Source organism: Mycoplana ramosa, from assembly GCF_041930185.1.
Lineage (GTDB): Bacteria > Pseudomonadota > Alphaproteobacteria > Rhizobiales > Rhizobiaceae > Mycoplana > Mycoplana ramosa.
On sequence record NZ_JBHEEW010000001.1, the window covers coordinates 534,820 to 555,833 of the forward strand.

The window sequence follows — 21,014 nt, forward strand, 5'->3', positions numbered from 1 at the left end:
CGTCAAGCCGGCCTCGATCCGGCATCCAGCAGTGCCGTGACTGCGGCGCAGAATCTTTTGCGCTGGATGCCGACGGCAGGTCCGGCGTGGCGGGATGAGACGGGGAACGCGCTACTCCGCAGCCGGATAAACCCACGCGTAGCTGAACGTGTAGACATCTTGCGCCCGGCCGTAGTGATAGGGCAGTTCGGCCGTGTGCACGATCGGAGAGGTGCCAATGGCGCCATCCAGCAAGCGCTCCGCCTCGGTCAGCAGATCGGCAGGAGCCGCCGGTTCGGCTCCGGGTTCGAACCGCCAGACCAGCAATAGCGGCGATTGGTGGCTGATCGCCATCTTGGGCGCGAAGCCGGAATAGCTGTTCGAAACAACCGGCACTTCGGGAAACTGCAGGCGCAGATTGCCGGCGAGATGCGTGTCGGTCGTCAGGATCGCGGCGGGAACGATGTGGTCGGTCGCCCGGACATGGGCCGCGAAGGCGGCATAGGGAACGTTCAGCTTCTGATAGTCGCCCGTCAATCCGGCCATTGCGACGCGGCCGAACAGGATCGCCGGTACGGCGAGCATGACGATGAGGGGAACCGGGAGGAAGCGTTTCAGGTGCAGTGCGTCCTGTCCGCCGGCTGCCTCCACCTTGAGGCAGAGATAGAGTGGCAGGATCAGCAACAGCGGCGTCAGCCAGCGGTCCTTGATGTGCTCGGCCCCCCCGAAGACGATGAGCAGCGACAGCGCCAGCAGGAAGACGACCATCATCCGCTCGATCAGCGCGGTCCACCGGTTGCCGTGCGAAAGCGCCTTCCACAGGGATTCGCGGAACACCGCCGCGAAGACGATGACGGTCACGCTCGAAAAGCTGAGGATGGCCAGGGCCAGCGATGCAAATCCGCCACCGATCCGCGACGACAAGCCGGTGGTCCCCTCGCTGAGCTTTTCCATCGTCCGCTCGGTCGCAAGGCCGAGGTGATCGGCGAGCCAGAGCACGTGCGGGGCGACGATTGCGGCACTGGCGGCAATCGTCAACAGCAGCCTCCAGTCGAACAGGCGCGACCGCCACTCTCGGTCAAGGAGCACCGAGAGCAGCGCGGCGGCGGGCAGCAGGGCAAAATTGTATTTCGAGATAAGGCCGATGCCGATGGCGAGCCCGGTGAGGAGGTAGGACGCCGCAGTCGGGGCGGCGAGCGTGCGGAAGAAGCCGTAGAAGAACAGCGAGGTTGCGAAGATGACGGCGACGGTATGCGTCAGGTCGCGCTGCGCCTCAAAGGCGATCTGCGGCACCGTCAGCAGCGCCAGCGTCGCGATGATCGCCAGATCGCGATCCTTCAGGACGGTACGAGCCGCCAGTCCGTAGAAGAAATAGGCGAGGAACAGAACCAGGTTTTTTAAGAAGCTGATCGCGAAGACGCTCGGACCGGTGACCTTGATGACCGCGTATTGCAGCCAGTTGTAGAAGGGAGGCTGCGTGTCGTAGCCGGCCGCCAGCCACTGCGACAGCAGGATCTGCTGCGCCTCGTCCCGCTCCAGCGAGTCCGGCATGGCGAGGCGCACGAGCAAGTTCAGCAGGAAATAGCCGGCGAGCAGCAGGAACACCGCGTTCGGCGAGGCGCGCAGGAACCGTGTCATCTCAATTGTGCCGGAACGTTTGCCTTACGACATAGTTCGGCGTGTCGTCGTCGCGAAAATAGGTGCGGGCTATCATCTCGGCCAGGATGCCGGTGGTGATCAACTGGACCGACGACAGGAACAGCATGAAGCCGATGAGCAGCAGCGGGCGGGTACCGATATCGTTGCCGAAGACGACCTTGTCGATGAAGAGGTAGCCGAGGATCAGCGCGCTGAGCGCGCCCGCGGCAAGGCCGATCGAGCCGAAGAAGTGGCCCGGCCGCGCCTTGTAGCGCATGAAGAACAGCACCGAGAGGAGATCGAGGATGACTCTGAAGGTGCGGGAGATGCCGTACTTCGACGTGCCGAGCGTGCGCGGGTGATGGGTCACCACCATTTCGCCGATTCGCGAGGAGGGCACGACGCCGGCCACCCAGGCCGGAATGAAGCGGTGCATCTCGCCCATCAGCTTGACCTGCTTGATGATCGAGGCACGATAGAGCTTCAGGCTGCAGCCGTAGTCGTGCAGGCGAACGCCGGTGATCCGCCCGATCAGCGCGTTGGCGCACCACGAAGGGATCTTGCGCAGGAAGAGCCCGTCCTTGCGGTTCTTGCGCCAGCCGACGAGAAGATCGAGTTCGCGATCCTCCAATGCCTTTGCCATGGCGCGGATGTCGCACGGATCGTTCTGGAGGTCACCGTCGAGGGTAGCGATCAGCCGTCCGGTCGCCGCATCGATGCCGGCCTGCATCGCCGCCGTCTGGCCGAAATTGCGCTGCAGTTCGACGATTGCAAGGCGCAGGGCCGGGCGCTCGAGCGAACGACGCGCCTTGGCGAGCGTGCCGTCGGTGCTGCCGTCGTCGACGAGGATCAGTTCCCACGCCTTGTCGTAGCCCTCCATCGCCTCGCAGACACGCGCGATCAGAAGTTCGACGCTCTCCTCTTCATTGAAGACGGGCACGACGATCGACATTTCGATGCCGCTTGGCTCGAGCGCGGTTGCAGCGACGGTTTGGGACTTCTCTTGCAACGGTTCTTTCTCCACTCCGGCGGAGTTCTTTCCGGCCGCGGTTCGTGATACCACGCAGTTCGCACCGATCACGGAAATCCAGCACTATATGACTTCAGCGCCGAATTCCAGTCGACGATCCTGGCTTTCCCGCCACGCGATGAGCTTGCTGGCGCTGGCTTGTCTCGTCGCCTATGCCGCCTTCGTCGAGTGGCAATGGGGCTGGGGGCGGCTGCTTCTGCAGTGGTCCAGGGTAGGAGCGGGAACTGCCGTCGCCGCCCTTTCCCTGCTGACCGCCACCTATTTCGTGCGTGCGCAGCGCATCTATGACTACTTTCCCGCCGAGACCTCCGGACGGTTCCTGCAGCTTTTTCGTCTCACCCAGGTCCACAATCTCCTCAACATCATGCTGCCGTTCAGGGCAGGCGAGACGAGCTTTCCGCTTCTGATGCGATCGCAATTCGCGGTCCCCTTGACGCGCGCGACGGCGGCGCTGCTCGTCATGCGGCTTTTGGACCTGCACGCGCTTTGCGCGGCCGCCGGCGTCGGCCTGGTGCTGGGGACCCGGAACACGACGGTCGCCTGGCTAGCCTGGTCTGCGTTCCTCGTCTCGCCCTTGGTGTTCTTTGCCGCCAAGGGTCCGATTTTCCGGCACCTGAACGGCACCTTGCCGCAGAAACTGGAAAAGCTGCTGGAGGAAGTCGAGGCCGGCGTACCCGCGAACGCAGCCGGGTTCGTCCGCGCCTGGGCCTTCACCGTGCTGAATTGGGCGGTGAAGGTGATCGTGCTCGCCTGGGTTCTGGCCTTGCTCGGGGTGACGCCGCTTTCGGCAACGTTCGGTGGCGCGCTCGGCGGCGAACTGTCTTCGGTCCTGCCCCTGCATGCGCCGGGCGGCGTCGGCACCTATCCGGCCGGCATCACGGCCGGCGCGGTCGCGTTCGGTGCAGGGCGTGACAGGGCCGCTGTCGCGCTGATGGCGGAGGCGGCCATCAACGCCCATCTGCTCATTGTCGCCAGCGCCTGCGTCGGCACGGCGTTGTCCATCGTCCTGTCGTGGTTTTCCGCCAAGCCGCGGTGACGGGACCAGCCGCGCCGGCGCGAGACCGGGATTATTGGAAGGCCGTCTCGAAGAAGCTTCGGAGCTTGCGTGAGTGCAGCTTTTCCGTCGGCATGCCGGCGAGCTTCTCCAGCGCCCGGATGCCGATGCGCAGGTGCTGGTTGACCTGCGTGCGGTAGAAGGCGGTTGCCATGCCGGGCAGCTTCAGCTCGCCGTGCAGCGGCTTGTCGGAGACGCAGAGCAGGGTTCCATAGGGCACGCGGAAGCGGAAGCCGTTCGCCGCGATCGTCGCCGATTCCATGTCGAGCGCGATCGCCCGCGACTGCGACAGCCGTTTCACCGGCCCGCGCTGGTCGCGCAGTTCCCAGTTGCGGTTGTCGATCGTGGCGACCGTGCCGGTGCGCATGATCCGCTTCAGGTCGTAGCCTTCCAGCCCCGTCACCTCGGCGACGGCGCTTTCGAGCGCCACCTGTACCTCGGCCAGCGCCGGGATCGGCACCCACACCGGCAGGTCGTCGTCGAGCACGTGATCCTCGCGCACATAGGCGTGGGCCAGCACGTAGTCGCCGAGCGTCTGGCTGTTGCGCAAGCCGGCGCAGTGGCCGAGCATCAGCCAGGCATGCGGGCGCAGCACGGCGATGTGGTCGGTGATCGTCTTGGCGTTGGAGGGACCGACGCCGATGTTGACGAGCGTAATGCCGCCGTGCCCCTTGCGCTTGATGTGGTAGGCCGGCATCTGCGGCAGCCGCGCCAGCGTCAGGTCGGTGTCCGGCTTGTCGTTGCCGGCCTGGGTGACGACGTTGCCGGGCTCGACGAAGGCCGTATAGCCGTTGCCGCCCTCGGCCATCTGCAGTCGTGCCCAGGCGCAGAACTCGTCGACGTAGAACTGATAGTTCGTGAAGAGCACGAAATTCTGGAAATGGTGCGCGTTGGTGGCCGTGTAGTGGCTGAGGCGTGCGAGCGAGTAATCGATACGCTGCGCAGTGAAGGCCGCCAGCGGCGAAGCCTCGCCGGGGCCGGCTTCGTAGGAGCCGTTGGCAATCTCGTCATCCGTATTCGTCAGGTCGGGCGCGTCGAACAGGTCCCGCAGCGGCACGGTGATGTTTTCGGCGATCTCCGCCTCCACGTGCGCGCCCTCGCCAAAGGCGAAGTGCAAGGGGATCGGGGTGGAGGACTCCGACACGGTGACGCTGATGCCGTGGTTGCGGATCAGATGTCCCAACTGTTCCCGCAGATAGTGCCGGAACAGTTTCGGTCGGGTGATGGTGGTCGAGTAGACTCCCGGGGAGGCGACATAGCCGTGGGACAGTCGTGAATCCACGTGGCCGAAGCTCGTCGTCTCGACGCTCACCTGCGGATAGCACGCACGATAGCGGCACGCCGGCGCCCTGGTCCTCGCCAGGCCGGCGAAAGCATCCGTCAGGAAGTGGGTATTCCGCTCATAAAGCGCCTCCAGGCAATCGACCGCCTTGACCGGGTCGTCGAAGGTCTGCGGCTCGAAGGGATCTGGCAGGGCAAACGGAAGGGCGGGCCGGGACAAGATTTCTTTGCTCATGAATCATTATAGTTCGGCAAATTCTGCACGCAAACGACAAGAATGTAACGTCCCCAGTCGGTCAACCGCGTCGCTTTCAGGTGCTTGTGTGCGAATTTCAGCGCGGACCGGCAAGAATGACGATCGTTCCGGCGACAGCAATGGCCGCACCCGCCAAATCCCATCGGTCGGGGGAGACGCCTTCCGCAGCCCAGAGCCAGAGCAGGGAGGCGGCGATGTAGATCCCGCCGTAGGCTGCGTAGGCGCGGCCGGCCGCGCTCGAATCGATCAGCGTCAGCAGCCAGGCGAAGGCCGCAAGCGATGCCGTGCCGGGGACAAGCCAGAGCGCCGACTTCTCCAGCCCAACCAGGCCCAGAAGGAAAAGCAGCCGGCAATTTCCGCCAGGGCAGCGGTGCCGTAGATCAGGAAGGATTTCATTCTGGCTCCGTGCGAAGGAGCCGATGCCATAGCGCAAAACGCCTGAGGCGGAAATCGCCTTCAAACGTCGGGCGTCTTCAACTCATCGCCTGACGCTGCAGCGTGACGAAGAGGACGAGCCCGGCACCCTGCTTGCCGGCGCCGAGGCTGCCATTGTGGGCCGCGTAGGAAACGGCCGCAAGCGGCGCAACCATGAGGGCGGTCAGAACGAGGATGCGCAGGCTGATGGCGAGGCTGGCGAAAAGCGCGATCGGCATGGCGGGCGTCCTTGCTGCGGCAGGGTTAGAGGGCGCGATGGCATAGGGTCGGGACCGAGCAGGCGCTCGCCGTGCCAAACCGCTTGTTCTGGTCGTGACGGCGCGCATCGGTTTCGACCGCGGCAGCGACCGAGATCGCAAAAACGGTCATCAGCAGCGTTATGATCGTCAGTCGGCGGGCCAGGATTTCCATCGTTCGTCCCTAAGATTGTCTTTCCGTTATGGCTTTCTCGCATGACGTGACTGAATGCGTCCTGAGAGGGCGGTTCATCTGGCGTTCAGAAAGCGATGCCCGACGGTCTTGAAGCCGGGCGCGGTCGTGGCTAACTCGTTGTGACATCGAATGGAGAACCATATGACCAGACCGATCGAGCTTTACTACTGGCCGACCCCGAACGGCTTCAAGATCACCATCATGCTGGAGGAACTGGGCGCTCCCTACGAGGTGAAGTACGTCAATATCGGCAAGGGCGAGCAGTTTTCGCCCGACTTCCTGAAGATCGCGCCCAACAACCGCATGCCGGCGATCGTCGATCCCGACGGTCCGGGCGGCGCGCCGATCTCGGTGTTCGAGTCCGGTGCCATCCTGCAGTATCTCGGCCGCAAGTACGGAAAATTCTATCCGACCGAGGAGCGCGCCCGCGTCCAGGTCGAGGAATGGCTGTTCTGGCAGATGGGCGGGCTCGGCCCGATGGCCGGACAGGCGCACCATTTCCGTCAGTATGCGCCGGAAAAGGTCGAATACGGCATCAAGCGCTACACCAACGAGGTCAACCGTCTCTACGGCGTGATGAACAGGCGGCTGGCGGAGAACGAGTATCTCGCCGGCGACTACTCGATCGCCGACATGGCCTGCATCGGCTGGGTGCGCCCCTACGAGAACCAGGGCCAGAAGCTGGAGGACTTCCCGCACCTGAAGCGCTGGTTCGAGGCCGTTCTCGCCCGCCCCGCTGTGCAGCGCGGCATCGAGGTCGGCAAGGAGGAGCGCGCCCGTCAGGCGAGCCTTGCCGACGACAAGGAAGCGCAGAAGATCCTGTTCGGCCAGCGGGCGCGGTAGGGGCCGCTGACCCGCCAGATTTCGTCATGCCGGACCTGATCCGGCATCCAGTCGCGCAAGTCCTTGCGCTAGAGAAGCTTCTTTCGCGCCGCCGACGCGGCGCGGCTGGACACCGGCTCAAGGCCGGTGTGACGGAAGATGGGTGGGCCGCTCCTCCACCTCCATCAGAATTGCCAGTCACGGCGGCCAAGGCACCGCTCTGTCTCACCGGCAGGCGCAGCGATCACTTTTTGCGCGGAGGAAACGCGCGAACGCTCTCCGTGGTTAGCGATTGGTTGAAATCGCAAGTTGAACAATGCGTAAATTTTGAAGCAAATCCGCGGCGTTCCAGCGGGTGCAATGCTTAACGAAAATCCAAGTTTACCAACTGTTTGAACTTTGTTCGTCTCAAATTAAGCATGCATTTTAAGCGCCTGTTGAAAGGGGGCTGGCATAGTGCAGCCATAAGACGAGCACGGGAAACACCGGCCGGCAAAACCTTCCGAGGAGCACATGCCGCAGAAGACGGCAGGCCCTCGAAAGGCTTGAAAAACAGGGCGATACAAGAAGAAGACAACAGGACAGGGACAAACGGAAATGGCACGCTTCGATATCCAGAACGCCGAAATGGCCGCCATGACGGGCGGCGACACCCGCGCCGACACGTTCTGCGACATGGGTCTGATGTACGCGACGGGGCGCGGCTGCGACGTCGACCTGATCGCGGCCCACAAGTGGCTGAACATCGCCGCAATCAGGGGTTGCGATCGTGCGGCCGAGCTGCGGGCCGATCTCGCCGCGACGATGACGAAAACGGATCTGGCGCTGGCGCTTCGCGCCGCCCGCAACTGGATGACGACGCACTGACGACAATAGGCAATCAGGCGGGTAGGCAGTAGGGCGCAATCAACCTACGAGAACCTTTAAAAAGGCATCGCTGTCCAACAACGATACTCTGCTGCCTACCGATTGCTTCCCGCCGTGCGAAGCACCTTCGGCAGAACCTCTTCCAGCAGAGCCATCTCGGCTTCCGGGCCGACGCTGACGCGGATGCAGCGGTTCAGTGGCGCGACACCGGGCATGCGAATGAAGACGCCGTGCTCCATCAGTCCGTCGACGATCGCACGCGCATGCGCGCCGTCGCCTCCGCAGTCGATCGCGACGAAATTCGTCGCGGAGGGCAGGGGGCGCAGGCCGTTCTGCGTGGCTATTTGCGCGACCCGGTCGCGCGCGGCGGCGATGCGGCCGACGACGTCGCGCAGATACGCCTGGTCCGCGAGCGCGGCGAGCGCTGCCGCCGTCGAAATCCGTGCCATGCCGAAATGGTTGCGGATCTTGTCGAACGCCTGGGCGTTGCCGATCGTGCCGATCGCATAGCCAATGCGCGCGCCCGCCAGCCCGTAGGCCTTGGAGAAGGTCCGCATCCGCAGAACGTTCGGTTGGCCGATCAGCGCTTCGATCGCCGGTGTCGATCCGGCCGGCGCCGTCTCGCAATAGGCCTCGTCGAGGACCAGCAGGCTGCGCTCCGGCAGCGCCCGGGCGAAGGCGACGACGCTGTCGGCGTCCCACCAGCTTCCCATCGGATTGTCCGGATTGGCCAAATAGACGAGCGGCGCATCCTCGCCCCTGGCCGCCGCAAGCAGCCCGTCGAGATCCTCCCGGTCGTTGACGTAGGGAACCGTGACGAGCCGCCCGCCATAGCCGTTGACGTGGTAATTGAAGGTCGGATAGCCGCCGAGCGATGTCACCACCGCTGCGCCCGGTTCGACGACGAGGCGGACGATCTCGCCGAGAAGCCCGTCGATGCCGCCGCCGATCGCGATATTGTCGCGCGAGACCCCGTGATGGAGGGCAAGCGCCTCGCGCAGCTCGAAATTCTCCGGATCGTTGTACATCCAGGTGTCGCCGGCCGCGCGGGCGATTGCCTCCAGCACAGACGGCGCGGGGCCGAACCCGCTCTCGTTGGCGCCGATGCGTGCCTTTACCTTCGTTGCCCGCTGGCGTTCGATCGCCTCCGGCCCGACGAAGGGGATGGTGGAGGGCAGCGCGTTGACGAGCGGGGTGAAGCGGGAGAAGCCGGACATTCTGCGAGTACCTTGTTGAAGGACGTCAAGGAAAAGCCTGCCGCGCCCGCGAGCGGGCCGGCAGCGCAAACCGCCGGCACAGTAGCGCATGCGGGCAAAAATCCAAATGGATTTTCAGCAAGGATTGTGTCATGTTTTCAGGGTGTTACCCCAGAAATGCCTGGCGCTCGGCGCTCGATCTGTCTGCGGGCGCCTCTGGCGAACCCGCATTCCACCGGTCGATCAGGTGCGCGGCAGGCTGAACTGCGGCCGCTCCAAGCCCTTCGCATAGGTGGGCGGTGCGTCCTTCTTCTTGGCGGCGACACCACCGGTGAAGTAGTCGGCGCGCACGATCTCGTGCAGCAGCTCCTCATCGATCTCCTTGATGAACTGCACGCCGATGCGATGGTCGTTGCGGTAGATCTCCGCGCAACCGACCTTGGCGAAAACGCCGACGATGGTCAGATAATAGTGCGTGCCGAGGCCGATCGTCGTGTTGACGGAAAAGCTGGCGCCGCCTTGCGAAATGTCGATCAGCTTGCAGCTCCGGGTCTTGGGAACTGCGAGATCAAGACCAACGGACAACAGCATGCCCTGCCGGTTGACCTTGAAGCGCTCCCATTTGCGCTCGTAAAGGCCGCCGCTTTGGCGCTTGTCGACCAACTCCATCATAGGTTCTCCCGGAATAGGCATCATGCCCCGAATGACCATCCAAGGAATTTTTGCAGATTTGTGTTGGAAATCGCTAAAGACGGCATATCAAAATTTACGTATCGCAATTCCGGCGGATGCCCGCGATGGAAATGAGAACGGCGCCCCGCATTGCTGCGAGGCGCCGTCCCGTCGTCGATCTTGAGCGCTGAACTTATTGGAATGCCTGCAGGCCCGTCTGCGCGCGGCCGAGGATGAGGGCGTGCACGTCGTGGGTGCCTTCGTAGGTGTTCACGGCTTCCAGGTTCATCACGTGGCGGATGACGCCATACTCGTCCGACACGCCATTGCCGCCATGCATGTCGCGGGACACACGGGCGATGTCGAGCGCCTTGCCGCAGTTGTTGCGCTTCATCAGCGAGATCAGTTCGGCCGGGGCGCGGTGCTCGTCGAACAGTCGGCCGAGGCGCAGCGCGCCCTGCAGGCCGAGCGCGATTTCCGTCTGCATGTCCGCCAGCTTCTTCTGGATCAGCTGCATCTGCGCGAGCGGCTTGCCGAACTGCTTGCGGTCCATCGTGTACTGGCGGGCGGCGTGCCAGCAGAATTCGGCAGCGCCCATCGCACCCCAGGCAATGCCGTAGCGGGCGCGGTTGAGGCAGCCGAACGGGCCGGCGAGGCCGGAGACTTCCGGCAGCAGGTTTTCTTCCGGAACGAACACGTCCTGCATCATGATCATGCCGGTGATCGAGGCGCGCAGCGAGAACTTTCCTTCGATCTTCGGCGTCTCGAAGCCCTTCATGCCGCGCTCGAGGATGAAGCCCTTGATCTTGCCGTCATGCGCTTCGGACTTGGCCCAGACGATGGCGACGTCGGAGATCGGCGAGTTGGTGATCCAGTTCTTGGCGCCGGAGACGAGATAGCCGCCGTCGACCTTCTTTGCCCGCGTGATCATCGAGGAGGGGTCGGAGCCGTGGTCGGGCTCGGTCAGGCCGAAGCAGCCGACCCATTCGCCGGAGGCGAGCTTCGGCAGATAGCGCTTGCGCTGGTCGTCGGTGCCGTAGGCGAAGATCGGGTGCATCACGAGCGAGGACTGCACCGACATGGCGGAGCGATAGCCGGAATCGACACGCTCGACTTCGCGGGCGACGAGGCCGTAGGAGACGTAGTTGGCGCCAACGCCGCCGAATTCCTCCGGGATCGTCGGGCCGAGCAGGCCGAGTGCACCCATCTCGGTCATGATTTCGCGGTGGAAGATCTCGTGGCGGTTGGCCTCGAGCACGCGCGAGGCGAGCTTGTCCTGGCAATAGGCGCGGGCAGCATCGCGGATCATCCGCTCCTCGTCGGTCAGCTGGTCCTCGAGCAGGAACGGATCTTCCCAGTCGAAGGCCGCCATTTTCGCGCGGGCCTGCTCCGGTGTTGCTTTATGGTGTGCGCTCATTGGAAAATCCTCTCTCGCCATCTGTCTCGTTGCAGATGTGCTACATCAGGATGCCGGAGCCTTAAAGGGGGCAAGCCCGTCGGTTCCTCCGCTGCTCTGCCTAATTGTGCATTGCTTCATGCGCCCCCAGAATGAGAACGGTCAGAACCGCCCCAATGGCGGCTTTTCCGCAGCTCGTCCGGTCGCGGCCCTGCCAAAAGCCAAGGCCTGCGTTCGCGCAGGATCGGCTCATGGGCCAACGATCTTGGCCCTGTTCGACATCCATTTTGCGCGTCACCGCGCCAGCAGCCACGCGTGCTCCTCGGCATTGTGGAACTTCCAAACCCTTTTCGGCCCCGCCATGACGTTCAGATAGTAGAGGTCGTAGCCGTGACAGGTGGCGCAGGGGTGGTAGCCTCTGGGGACCAGCGTCACGTCACCGTCCTCCACCGCCATCGCCTCGTCGAGCGAACGGTCGTCGGTATAGACGCGCTGGAAGGCGAAACCCTGCGGCGGGTTGAGCCGATGGTAATAGGTTTCTTCCAGCAGGCTCTCGTTTGGCAGGTCGTCGCGGTCGTGCTTGTGCGGTGGATAGGAAGAGGTGTGGCCCTCCGGCGTGATCACTTCCACCACCAGCAGCGAATGCGCCGACCCGTCGTCCTCGGGCATGATGTTCGTCACATGGCGGACGTTGCTGCCCTTGCCGCGCACGATCTGCGGATGGGTGCCGGGCGGGATCGCCTTGGGCTTGTGGTCGCCGCCGCCCGGTGCCGAACAGACCGCGAGCTCCAGCTCGGTCTCGGCCGTCACCGACCAGTTCGAGTTGGAGGGAACGTAAAGCGCATGCGGCTGCCCCTCGAACACGCTCATCCGCTCGCCGAGCACGCCGAAGCTCTCGCCGTCCGCCGTCGCCGAGCCCTTGCCGGTGAGAAAGACGAGGCAGACCTCCCGGCTTCCGGTTTCCGCTGCGACGATCTCGCCGGGTTTCATCCGGTGCAGGTCGAAGCCTACATAGGTCCAACCGGCGCTTTCCGGCGTGACATGCGTCACCCGGCCATGGGTGCCGTTCGGCTTGACGAGCAGTTTCGGCATCGGTTTCTCCTCAATACATCGTCGTTCGTCGGGGCAGGTGGGTGTCAGCTTCGGTCCAGGCCCGCTTCCTTCGCAAACGCCTTCAGCGCCTTCAGTCCCATAGACTGGTACTCGAACGGGTTGCGCACCAGCGGGTCCTGCTCCGCCTCGATGACAAGCCAGCCGTCATAGCCGTGCTCGGCTGCGATCTTCAGGACAGGGAGGAAGTCGACGCCGCCCTCGGGATCGCCGGGGACGGTGAACACGCCGCGGCGAACGCCCTCGAGGAAAGAGAGCCTTTCGCCCTCGACTTCCTTCCGGATCGCCGGGCGCACGTTCTTGGCGTGGATGTGCCGCACGCGGTGCATATATTTGCGCGCCAGATCCGCCGGATCCGACCCGCCAAACCAGGCATGTCCGGTGTCGAGCAGGAGCTTCGTCGCCGGACCGGTGCTGGCCATCAGCCGGTCGATTTCCGCGCCGCTCTGAACGACGGTGCCCATGTGGTGATGGTAGACGAGGTCGATGCCCTGCTCGGCGCAAAATTGCGCAATCGCCTCGACATCCGCGCCGAACTTCGCCCAGGCATCTTCGGGCAGCACGGGCTTGTCGGCGAGCGCCTTGCCGTCGTCGCCGTGGATGGCGTTCGAGGTCTCGCAGACGATGCACACCTTGCAGCCGTTCGCCTTCAGCATGTCGAGATGCGGCTGGATCGCCTTTTTCTCAGCCTCCACGTCGTGAGCGAGCAGGTTCAGCGAGTGCCAGCCGGACACGAACACGAGCTTGTGCGCCGCCAGAACCCTTTTCAGTTCCTCGCCGTTGCTGGGCATCTTGTGCCCCTTTTCGATGCCGTCGAAGCCGATCCTCTCGCAATCCGACAGGCAGTCCTCGAGCGTCAGATGCGCCCCGATCGTCCGGTCGTCGTCGTTGCTCCAGGCGATCGGGTTGGTGCCGTAGCGAATCATGTGTGGTACACTCCCAAAGAATCTCGTGCCTGGCACCCGTCCGGCGGAAATGCCGGGCAGGCTGCCGTTCACTCGCTCAGCGCTGCTGTCTGCGCGCCGCCTCGTACTTTTCCCGCGCCGCCTTCACCTCGCTGCGCGCGCTCACCTCGGGCACCGCCACGTCCCACCAGTGGCCGCCGGCCTCGGTGGTGACGAGCGGATCCGTATCGATGACGATGACGGAGGTGCGGTCATTTCTCTTGCTCTGCTCGAGCGCCGTCTCGAGGTCGGCGATCGAGGAGACCTTGGCGGCGACCGCACCCATGCTTTCGGCGTGCGCCCGGAAGTCGATCTCCGGCATCGTCTCGATGCGGGCGTCCTTGAGCAGGTTGTTGAAGTTCGCCCCGCCGGTCGCCATCTGCAGGCGGTTGATGCAGCCGAAGCCACGATTGTCGAGCACGACGATCGTCAGCTTCTGGCCGAGCATCACCGAGGTCGAAAGCTCCGAGTTCATCATCATGTAGGAGCCGTCGCCGACCATGACGACGACGTCCGCCTCGGGACGCGCCATCTTCACCCCGAGCCCGCCGGCGATCTCGTAGCCCATGCACGAGAAGCCGTATTCCAGGTGGTAGCTGCCCGGCTTGCCGGCCTGCCAGAGTTTGTGCAACTCGCCCGGAAGGCCGCCGGCGGCGCAGACGAGGATGGAATTCTCACCGCCGATCGTGCGCTGGACGGCGCCGATCACCTGGGCATCGGAGGGAAGGGTGGCATTGGTCGGCGCCGTCGCGCGGTTGACCGCCGCCATCCATTCAGTCTTGCGCGCCTTGGCCGCCGCTTCAACGGGGGCTGGCGCCTTCCAGCCGCCGAGCGCTTCGGAGAGCAGCATCAACCCCTCGCGTGCGTCGCAGACCAGCGGCAGGCTGTCGTGTTTTGCGGCGTCGAAGGCGGCCGTGTTGAGGCTGATGATCCGGGCACGCTCGTTCTTGAACAGCGCCCAGGAACCGGTGGTGAAGTCCTGGAGGCGCGTGCCGACAGCGAGGATGAGGTCGGCTTCCTCGGCAAAGGCATTGCCGGCGGAGGTGCCGATCACGCCGATCGAGCCCATGCACAGCGGATGGTCGTCGGGCAGGGCCGACTTGCCGGCCTGGGTGACGGCAATGGGAACGCCGTGCATGCCGGCGAACGCCTTCAACTCGGCGGTGGCGCGCGAATAGAGCACGCCGCCGCCGGCGATGATCAACGGCCGCTCGGCCTGCCGGATCGCCTCCAGAGCTGTGGCGAGCTCGTCGCTGTCCGGGCGTGGCCGACGCTCCTTCCAGACTTTCTCCGCAAACAGGCTCACGGGATAGTCATAGGCCTCGGCCTGCACGTCCTGGCACAGCGACAATGTCACCGGGCCGCAATCGACCGGATCGGTCAGAACCTGCATGGCGCGCTTGAGCGCCGGGATGATCTGCTCGGGCCGGGTGATGCGGTCGAAATAGCGCGACACGCATCGGAACGCGTCGTTGACAGAAACCGTGCCGTCGCCGAAATCCTCGATCTGCTGCAGCACCGGGTCGGGAATGCGGTTGGCGAAAACGTCGCCGGGCAGGAAGAGGACGGGCAGGCGGTTCACATGCGCCACGCCTGCGGCCGTCACCATGTTGAGCGCGCCGGGCCCGATCGAGCTCGTGCAGGCCATGAAGCGGGTGCGAAAGCTCGCCTTGGCGAAGGCGACGGCCGCATGCGCCATGCCCTGCTCGTTATGGGCGCGATAGGTCGGCAGTTCCGCACGCACCTGGTAGAGCGCCTCGCCCATGCCGGCGACGTTGCCGTGCCCGAAGATCGCCCAGACGCCGGCGAAGATCGGTATCTTGTGGCCGTCGACGACCGTCATCTGCGCCTTCAGGAAATGCGCGACGGCCTGCGCCATCGTCAGCCGGATCGTCTTGGCCATTCGTTCCTCCCGCGGTTTTCTTTCTCCCACCGCACTCCATTTTCCCCTCCCCAACCCCTCCCCACAAGGGGGAGGGGCTCGATCTGCCGCACCCGTCTTCCAAACCGAAACCGTGCAGCCAAGCAGCCAGTGCAACGGTGCCGATCGGCGACACGCGGTGCGGTCCGCTTCGCCCCTCCCCCTTGTGGGGAGGGGTTGGGGAGGGGAGTTCCATTATTTCGGCCCGCGCGTCTCCAGCCACGCCTCGGTCAGTTCGCGGAACCGCCTGGCCATCTCGGCGACCGCCGTCTCGTCGTCGATCCGGCCGGAGAGCCACTGCCGCGCCGCTTCGGCAAAAATCGTCCGCCCCACGGCAAAACCCTTCACGCTCGGCGCCACCTTCGTCGCCTCGAACGCCTTGACCAGTTCCGCCTGCGGCGCATCCAGCCCGAGCAGCACGATGCCGCGGCAATAGGGGTCGTTCCTCGCGACCGTCGCCTCGACGTTCTGCCATGCCGCCGCCGAGTCCTGCGGCTCGAGCTTCCACCAATCGGGCCTGATGCCGAGATCATAGAGTTCCTGCAGCGCCGTCGACACCGTCGTGTCGTTCAACGGTCCATTTTTGCCGGCGATGATCTCGATCAACAGCTCGCGCCCGATCCGCCGGGACGCTTCGTAGAGCGCGCGCAGCTTTTCCTGCTGATCGTTCTTCAGCGCCGGCGGGTCGTCCGGATGATAGAAGCACAGGCATTTGATGCAATGGCTGATCGGCCATTCGATAAGCTGGGAGCCGATGTCCTGGCTGAACTCGAAACGCAGCGGCTTCGACCCCGGCAACTCCACGGGGCGGCCGATCCAGGAAAAGTCCTTCGCCGCCGCATCGAAAAGGGCATCGCGTCCGAAACGCTCGTCGATCAGCATGCCGTAGCCCGGCCGCCCGTCCGCGACCCGCGCCGCCGCCTCAACCGCCAGCCGCTTGAAGGCGGGGATCTTTTCGTGCGGCGCGCCGATCTGGTCGGCAATCTCGACCAGTTGCATCCGGTGGTCGCAGGCAAGCGCCATCAGAAGCGGGATCTCGCTCCGTCGCGTGGTGGCCCAGTGGATGTGATTGATGGCCTCGTCCTTGCGCAGCGCCCGGTGCTTGCTGCCGTGCCCGAGGAAATAGGTCAGTTCGTCCCAGGTCGGGTATTCCGGCGAGCAGAGCAGGCGGGAGACGGCGAAGGCGCCGCAGGCATTCGCCCAGGTCGCCGAGGTTGCGTGGTCCTCCCCGGTAAGCCAGCCGCGCAAGAAACCGGACATGAAGGCGTCGCCGGCACCGAGCACGTTGTAGACCTCGATCGGAAACCCCTGGCCGACGATGCCGGCTTCCAGGTCGTCGCTGATCGGCCCGTCATACACGATGCAGCCCATCGCGCCGCGCTTGAGCACGATGGTCGCGTCGGAAACCGCGCGGATCGCCTTCAGCGCGGCGAGCACGTCGTCTGCGCCCGAGGCGATCATGATCTCCTCCTCTGTGCCGACGATCAGGTCGCAGTCGGGAAGGATCGTTCGCATCACTTGGGAGACCCGGTCGGACTTCACATAGCGCTCGAAGCCCTCGGCATGCCCGGCCAGGCCCCAGAGGTTTGGCCGATAGTCGATGTCGAAGATCACCTTGCGCTTGTTCTCGCGCGCGATGCGGATCGCCTTGCGCTGCGCCGCCTCGGTGTTCGGTTTGGAGAAATGCGTCCCCGAGACGAGGACGGCGCGCGACGACCGGATGAACGCCTCGTCGACGTCGGCCTCTGAGAGCGCCATGTCGGCACAGTCGGTGCGCACGAAGATCATCGGCGAGACGCCTTCGGCCTCGATTGCAAGCAGCACCAGCGCCGTGAGGCGCTCCGTGTCGGTGACGATGCCGGCGGTCGACACGCCTTCGCGGGCGCATTGCTCGCGGATGAAGCGGCCCATCTGCTCGTCGCCGACGCGGGTGATCAGGCCGGCCTTCAGCCCCAGCCGCGCGGTGCCGATGGCGATGTTCGCCGGGCAGCCACCGACGGACTTGGCAAACGAGGTGACGTCCTCCAGCCGGCTGCCGAGCTGCTGGCCATAGAGATCGACGGAGGAGCGGCCGATCGTGATGACGTCGAGCCGCGCGTCCGCCAGGGCTTCCGAGTGGTGTCGGGGCATGCCTCCTCCCATCGAACGCCGTCAATGTCGGCCCGGCGTTCCAGTGCAAAATGAAACATCAATTCCGAATGTCAGTCAATTCGGAATGTGTATTCCATTTCACTCTTTGGCGGTGTTTTTCCCGCTCCGATCGAGACTGCGCCGTTTCTCTGCAATCGCAACCGGCAATGCCATGGCGAGCACCATCGAGGCAGAGAGCGAGCGGAACCCGCCATAGTCGGCCTCCGCCACCTCGAACCAGTGCGAGGCAAAGGCGGCAAGCGGCGAGAACGCCGAATCGGTGATCGCCACGATCGGGACGCCGCGCTCGTGCAACGCCTGTGCCTGGGCTACGCTCTCCGTCGCGTAGGGGGCGAAGCTTGTGGCGATGACGCTGTCGCGCGGCGTCGCGAAGGCTGCGATTTCCGCATCGATGCCGTTTGGCGAGGCGATGACCTGATGACGGATGCCGAGCTTGCCGAAGGCATAGGCCATGTGGGCGGCGAGCGGATAGGAACGACGCTTGGCGACGAGAAAGATCGTTTCGGCCCGCGCCAGCAAGGAGACGGCGCTGGAAAAATCGTTCCGGTCGATCGCCTGGGCCAGCCGGGCGACGGACTGGCCGGCGGCGGCAATGAAGCCGTTCAGCAGCTCGTCCTCGCTGTTGGCGGCAGCGCCCTTTTCCAGCGTCGCCAGCCGCTCCTCATAGGACAGGTTGCGGTCGCGGAGGCGTTCGCGAAACACCGTCTGCAGGTCGGAAAAGCCGCCGAAGCCGAGATGATGGGCAAGCCGCACCAGCGTCGAGGGTTGCACCTCGGCGGCGGCGGCGATGCTGGCGGCGGTTCCGAAGGCGATCTCGTCCGGGTGGGAAAGGGCATAGGCTGCCACCTGCATCAGCCGCTTCGGCATCGTCGACTTCCGATCGATGATGACGCTGCGCAGGCTGTCGAAGTCGCGCGGTACCCGCACGGTCTGCTTGTCTTGTTCGTCGTCCATGTCCGGCCCGCGGTCCCTCGAAAGCGATAGGATGGAATGTGTGAAATGTTTATTCCATATGATTTCGGAAATACAGCTTCTGTTCCAGATCTTTCCGGTTCATCATCTACGCGATAAGTGCCGAATGGAGGAAAGACCATGGCAGGGCTTGGCGTCGGATTGATCGGAACGGGCTACATGGGCAAGTGCCATGCCCTTGCCTGGAACAATGTGGCGGCCATTTTCGGCGATGTGGCGCGACCGCGGCTCGTCCGGTTGGCGGAACGGAATTCGGCGCTGGCCGAGGCCCGGGCCCGTGAATTCGGCTTTGCGAAGGCAACCTCCGACTGGCGCGACCTGCTCGTCGATCCCGACGTGGACGTCGTTTCCGTGACCACGCCGAATCAGTTCCATGCCGACATGGCGATCGCGGCACTCGAGGCCGGCAAGCATGTCTGGTGCGAAAAACCGATGGCGACAGCACTCGCCGACGCCGAGCGCATGGAAGCGGCCGCACGGCGCTCGGGAAAGGTGGCGGTCATCGGCTACAACTACATCCAGAACCCGGTCATGCGCCATCTTCGCACGCTGCTCGGGCAGGGGGCGATCGGGAAGGTCAACCATGTCCGCATCGAGATGGACGAGGATTTCATGGCCGATCCGGAGGCGCCGTTTTCGCCAAAGAGCGAGGCAAAGGGAGGCTATGGCGCGCTGGACGATTTCGCCGTGCATCCGCTGTCGCTGCTTTGGAACCTGTTCGGCCATGTCGAGGCGGTCATCGCCGATCTGGGCAAGCCCTATCCGGATCGCCCGTTGAGCGACGGCGGTCGGCGCGCGGTCGAAAACCATGACCAGGCCAGCGTGCTGATGCGGCTTTCCGGCGGAATTCCCGCCGTGTTGATGGCCAACCGCGCCGCCTGGGGCCGCAAGGGGCGCATCGCCCTGCAGATCTTTGGCTCACACGGCTCGATCCTGTTCGATCAGGAGCGGATGAACGAGTTCCAGCTCTACCGGACCTCGGATCCCGCCACCGAGCAGGGCTTCGCCACCGTGCTGACCGCCCCGCACCACAAGCCCTATGACCGGTTCATCCCGGCGCCCGGCCACAGCCTTGGCTTCAACGACCTCAAGGTGATCGAGTGCCGCGAATTGATGGCCGCGATCGCCGGGGAGCCGTTCCGCGCGGTGGACTTTGCGAACGGCCTGCGCATCGAACGCGCGGTGCATGCCATGGCCCAGTCTTTCCGCGAACGGCGCTGGGTTGAGGTGGCGGCGGGGTGATCCGGGGGCAGAGCTGGATTCCGCGGCCGGAGCATCACCCCGGCCGCCAGTCTGATTTGCATTGGCCGATCAGAGAATGAAATCGCTCGAAAAGTATCTCGTGTAGTTGGCGTCGATCTGGAAGTTCGCGCGCCCGTCGCCGTTGACGTCACCCGAAATGATGTTGCCGGAATAGCGCAGCTCGCCCGCGTCGCCGGAAAACGACTTGGTGCCGATGAAGTGGAACGCCTGGTTGCCTCTGGCAGAGGTGTCGGCATCGATCTTGCTGAGGTCGATCTTGTCGTTCTCGGAGCGGATGAAGTCCTCGATGATGTCGCGGTTCGTGCCGACCACCGAATCATTGATCGATTCGAAGATGAAGAGGTCACGGCCGGTGCCGCCGTTCAGGATGTCGTGACCGCGGCCGCCGATAAGATAGTCGTTGCCGCTGCCGCCCACCAGCTCGTCGCTGCCGTAGCCGCCGAGCAGCAGGTCGCTGCCGCCCCGTCCCCACAGGATGTCGTTGCCGCTGCCGCCTTCGAGGTTGTTGCCAAAGGAATCGCCCCGCAGCGTGTCGTTGTAGCTGGTGCCGATCGCATCCTCGATGCTGTTGAAGGTCTCCTTGTTGGAGCCGACCTTGGCGTATTTGCCTTCGAGGTCGACGAAGACGCCGGTGCCCTTCAGCTTGCTGTCGTCCTGGAGTTCATAGCTGAGCGTGTCGATCCCGCTGCCGCCGTCGAAATAGTTCCGGAAACCGGCCGACAGGAAGGTATCGTCGTCGTTGCCGCCATAGTATTTGCTCTGCAGCGTCAGCACCTCGAACCAGTCGTCGCCCGCGCCGCCGTAGACATAGTCGCGGTAAGAGTCGTCGATTGCGTAACCGGTGTGGATGTAGGTGTCGTTGCCGGAGCCGAGATAGATTTCGTTTCCGCCCTCGAACCAGTTCTTCACATAGTCATTGCCGGCGCCGGCATCGACATAGTTGAAGCCGCCATCGCGGCTGACGAGGTTAAGGTAGATCTTGTCGTTTCCGCCATAGGTGTAGATCTCGACTTCGGGAACATTTTCTTGCCAAACGGTGTTTGCGTAATCGTTTCCGATATATTTGTAGCTGTTAACCCATCCCATGACGCGTATTCCTCGTTACTGCAATTACATTTGCTTGACCTGAACATTAAGCGCCCGTTCCTGAACGCGACTTGAACGGACGCGACGTCAGAAAGTCATCTGATGGTTGCCGAGGCTTTGTGGCCAAATCCGGCAGCAACTATGATGCTTCGGTGACTTTTGATCCGGCTCGGACGCAGGATCGCCGAACTGGTTAACGAATCGTTGCGGCGCCGCCCGCTGCGTCGGGGCCGGGCGCAGAGGGGGTCCAAGCCGCCGCCTCGAAACGGACAAGGACTGTTAATTGTCGCTCGGGTGCGGAAACCAGTTGATTAGCGCGCGCGTTTTCTTTATCAGCGCCAGCGTGGACGGAGAGGTGGCCGAGTGGTCGAAGGCGCTCCCCTGCTAAGGGAGTATACCGGAAACGGTATCGAGGGTTCGAATCCCTTCTTCTCCGCCACTTGCCCTCGCGAAAGCGTTCTCCCGATCCGGCTGCGGCTGGATTTTCTCGTTGCTTTCGAGGGTTATAC

Annotated in this window: 18 protein-coding genes, 1 tRNA gene and 1 pseudogene; 5 read left to right on the top strand and 15 right to left on the bottom strand. The window is 64.0% G+C overall.

Features of this window, described 5'->3' with window-relative positions:
- Window positions 1-111: 111 nt before the first annotated feature.
- Together JNC62_RS02465 and JNC62_RS02470 are read right to left on the bottom strand one after the other, a co-directional pair.
- Window positions 112-1,617 carry an ArnT family glycosyltransferase gene (locus JNC62_RS02465; RefSeq protein WP_374835593.1) on the bottom strand — a complete coding sequence of 502 codons (1,506 nt, stop codon included), beginning with the start codon at window positions 1,615-1,617 and terminating at the stop codon, window positions 112-114.
- Window position 1,618: 1 nt separating this feature from the next.
- Window positions 1,619-2,569, bottom strand: coding sequence for a glycosyltransferase family 2 protein (locus tag JNC62_RS02470; RefSeq protein WP_374835679.1), 951 nt, complete (start codon window positions 2,567-2,569; stop codon window positions 1,619-1,621).
- Window positions 2,570-2,714: 145 nt separating this feature from the next.
- Between JNC62_RS02470 and JNC62_RS02475 the strand changes: the two genes are divergently transcribed.
- A complete protein-coding gene (locus JNC62_RS02475) occupies window positions 2,715-3,683 on the top strand; it encodes a lysylphosphatidylglycerol synthase domain-containing protein (RefSeq protein WP_374835595.1) in 969 nt (322 codons plus the stop codon).
- 31 nt (window positions 3,684-3,714) lie between these two features.
- Here JNC62_RS02475 and JNC62_RS02480 read toward each other — a convergent pair whose 3' ends face one another.
- The 4 genes and pseudogenes from JNC62_RS02480 to JNC62_RS02495 all read right to left on the bottom strand — a co-directional run bounded on the left by JNC62_RS02480 (window position 3,715) and on the right by JNC62_RS02495 (window position 6,084).
- Window positions 3,715-5,217, bottom strand: a complete 1,503-nt coding sequence (locus JNC62_RS02480; protein WP_374835597.1) for an AMP nucleosidase — start codon at window positions 5,215-5,217, stop codon at window positions 3,715-3,717.
- Between the two features lie 97 nt (window positions 5,218-5,314).
- Window positions 5,315-5,634 (bottom strand): annotated as a pseudogene (locus JNC62_RS02485) (YnfA family protein).
- A gap of 77 nt (window positions 5,635-5,711) precedes the next feature.
- Window positions 5,712-5,891 carry a hypothetical protein gene (locus tag JNC62_RS02490; RefSeq protein ID WP_374835599.1) on the bottom strand — a complete coding sequence of 60 codons (180 nt, stop codon included), beginning with the start codon at window positions 5,889-5,891 and terminating at the stop codon, window positions 5,712-5,714.
- Window positions 5,892-5,916: 25 nt separating this feature from the next.
- Window positions 5,917-6,084: a hypothetical protein gene (locus JNC62_RS02495; protein WP_374835601.1), complete on the bottom strand. Its 168-nt coding sequence runs from the start codon at window positions 6,082-6,084 to the stop codon at window positions 5,917-5,919.
- A gap of 162 nt (window positions 6,085-6,246) precedes the next feature.
- Between JNC62_RS02495 and JNC62_RS02500 the strand changes: the two genes are divergently transcribed.
- Entirely contained in the window at window positions 6,247-6,948 is a 702-nt protein-coding gene (locus JNC62_RS02500) for a glutathione S-transferase N-terminal domain-containing protein (RefSeq protein ID WP_374835603.1), read from the top strand.
- 576 nt (window positions 6,949-7,524) lie between these two features.
- Window positions 7,525-7,794 carry a sel1 repeat family protein gene (locus JNC62_RS02505; protein ID WP_374835605.1) on the top strand — a complete coding sequence of 90 codons (270 nt, stop codon included), beginning with the start codon at window positions 7,525-7,527 and terminating at the stop codon, window positions 7,792-7,794.
- A 95-nt stretch (window positions 7,795-7,889) separates the two neighbouring features.
- Here JNC62_RS02505 and JNC62_RS02510 read toward each other — a convergent pair whose 3' ends face one another.
- From JNC62_RS02510 to JNC62_RS02545, 8 genes are all read right to left on the bottom strand, one after another.
- Window positions 7,890-9,011: a pyridoxal phosphate-dependent aminotransferase gene (locus tag JNC62_RS02510; RefSeq protein ID WP_374835607.1), complete on the bottom strand. Its 1,122-nt coding sequence runs from the start codon at window positions 9,009-9,011 to the stop codon at window positions 7,890-7,892.
- A 222-nt stretch (window positions 9,012-9,233) separates the two neighbouring features.
- On the bottom strand, window positions 9,234-9,662 hold the full coding sequence (locus JNC62_RS02515; protein WP_374835609.1) for a PilZ domain-containing protein: 429 nt from the start codon (window positions 9,660-9,662) through the stop codon (window positions 9,234-9,236).
- 193 nt (window positions 9,663-9,855) lie between these two features.
- Window positions 9,856-11,079, bottom strand: a complete 1,224-nt coding sequence (locus JNC62_RS02520) for an acyl-CoA dehydrogenase (RefSeq protein WP_374835611.1) — start codon at window positions 11,077-11,079, stop codon at window positions 9,856-9,858.
- Window positions 11,080-11,352: 273 nt separating this feature from the next.
- Entirely contained in the window at window positions 11,353-12,150 is a 798-nt protein-coding gene (gene iolB / locus JNC62_RS02525; protein ID WP_374835613.1) for a 5-deoxy-glucuronate isomerase, read from the bottom strand.
- Window positions 12,151-12,194: 44 nt separating this feature from the next.
- The gene (gene iolE / locus JNC62_RS02530) at window positions 12,195-13,094 is read right to left on the bottom strand and encodes a myo-inosose-2 dehydratase (RefSeq protein WP_374835615.1); all 900 of its coding nucleotides are present in this window, start codon (window positions 13,092-13,094) and stop codon (window positions 12,195-12,197) included.
- Window positions 13,095-13,170: 76 nt separating this feature from the next.
- Window positions 13,171-15,015: a 3D-(3,5/4)-trihydroxycyclohexane-1,2-dione acylhydrolase (decyclizing) gene (gene iolD, locus JNC62_RS02535; RefSeq protein WP_374835617.1), complete on the bottom strand. Its 1,845-nt coding sequence runs from the start codon at window positions 15,013-15,015 to the stop codon at window positions 13,171-13,173.
- Between the two features lie 213 nt (window positions 15,016-15,228).
- Complete coding sequence (locus JNC62_RS02540) at window positions 15,229-17,163, bottom strand: bifunctional 5-dehydro-2-deoxygluconokinase/5-dehydro-2-deoxyphosphogluconate aldolase (RefSeq protein WP_374835619.1); 1,935 nt, start codon at window positions 17,161-17,163, stop codon at window positions 15,229-15,231.
- 99 nt (window positions 17,164-17,262) lie between these two features.
- Window positions 17,263-18,138, bottom strand: a complete 876-nt coding sequence (locus JNC62_RS02545; protein WP_374835620.1) for a MurR/RpiR family transcriptional regulator — start codon at window positions 18,136-18,138, stop codon at window positions 17,263-17,265.
- Between the two features lie 138 nt (window positions 18,139-18,276).
- On the opposite strand from JNC62_RS02545, the gene JNC62_RS02550 reads away from it, so the two are divergent.
- Window positions 18,277-19,398 (top strand): Gfo/Idh/MocA family protein, encoded by a 1,122-nt coding sequence (locus JNC62_RS02550; RefSeq protein ID WP_374835622.1) that lies wholly within the window; start codon window positions 18,277-18,279, stop codon window positions 19,396-19,398.
- A gap of 69 nt (window positions 19,399-19,467) precedes the next feature.
- Here the strand turns inward: JNC62_RS02550 and JNC62_RS02555 are convergent, their stop codons facing one another.
- The gene (locus JNC62_RS02555) at window positions 19,468-20,505 is read right to left on the bottom strand and encodes a calcium-binding protein (RefSeq protein ID WP_374835624.1); all 1,038 of its coding nucleotides are present in this window, start codon (window positions 20,503-20,505) and stop codon (window positions 19,468-19,470) included.
- 349 nt (window positions 20,506-20,854) lie between these two features.
- On the opposite strand from JNC62_RS02555, the gene JNC62_RS02560 reads away from it, so the two are divergent.
- Window positions 20,855-20,944 (top strand) — tRNA-Ser (locus JNC62_RS02560).
- Window positions 20,945-21,014 lie beyond the last annotated feature (70 nt).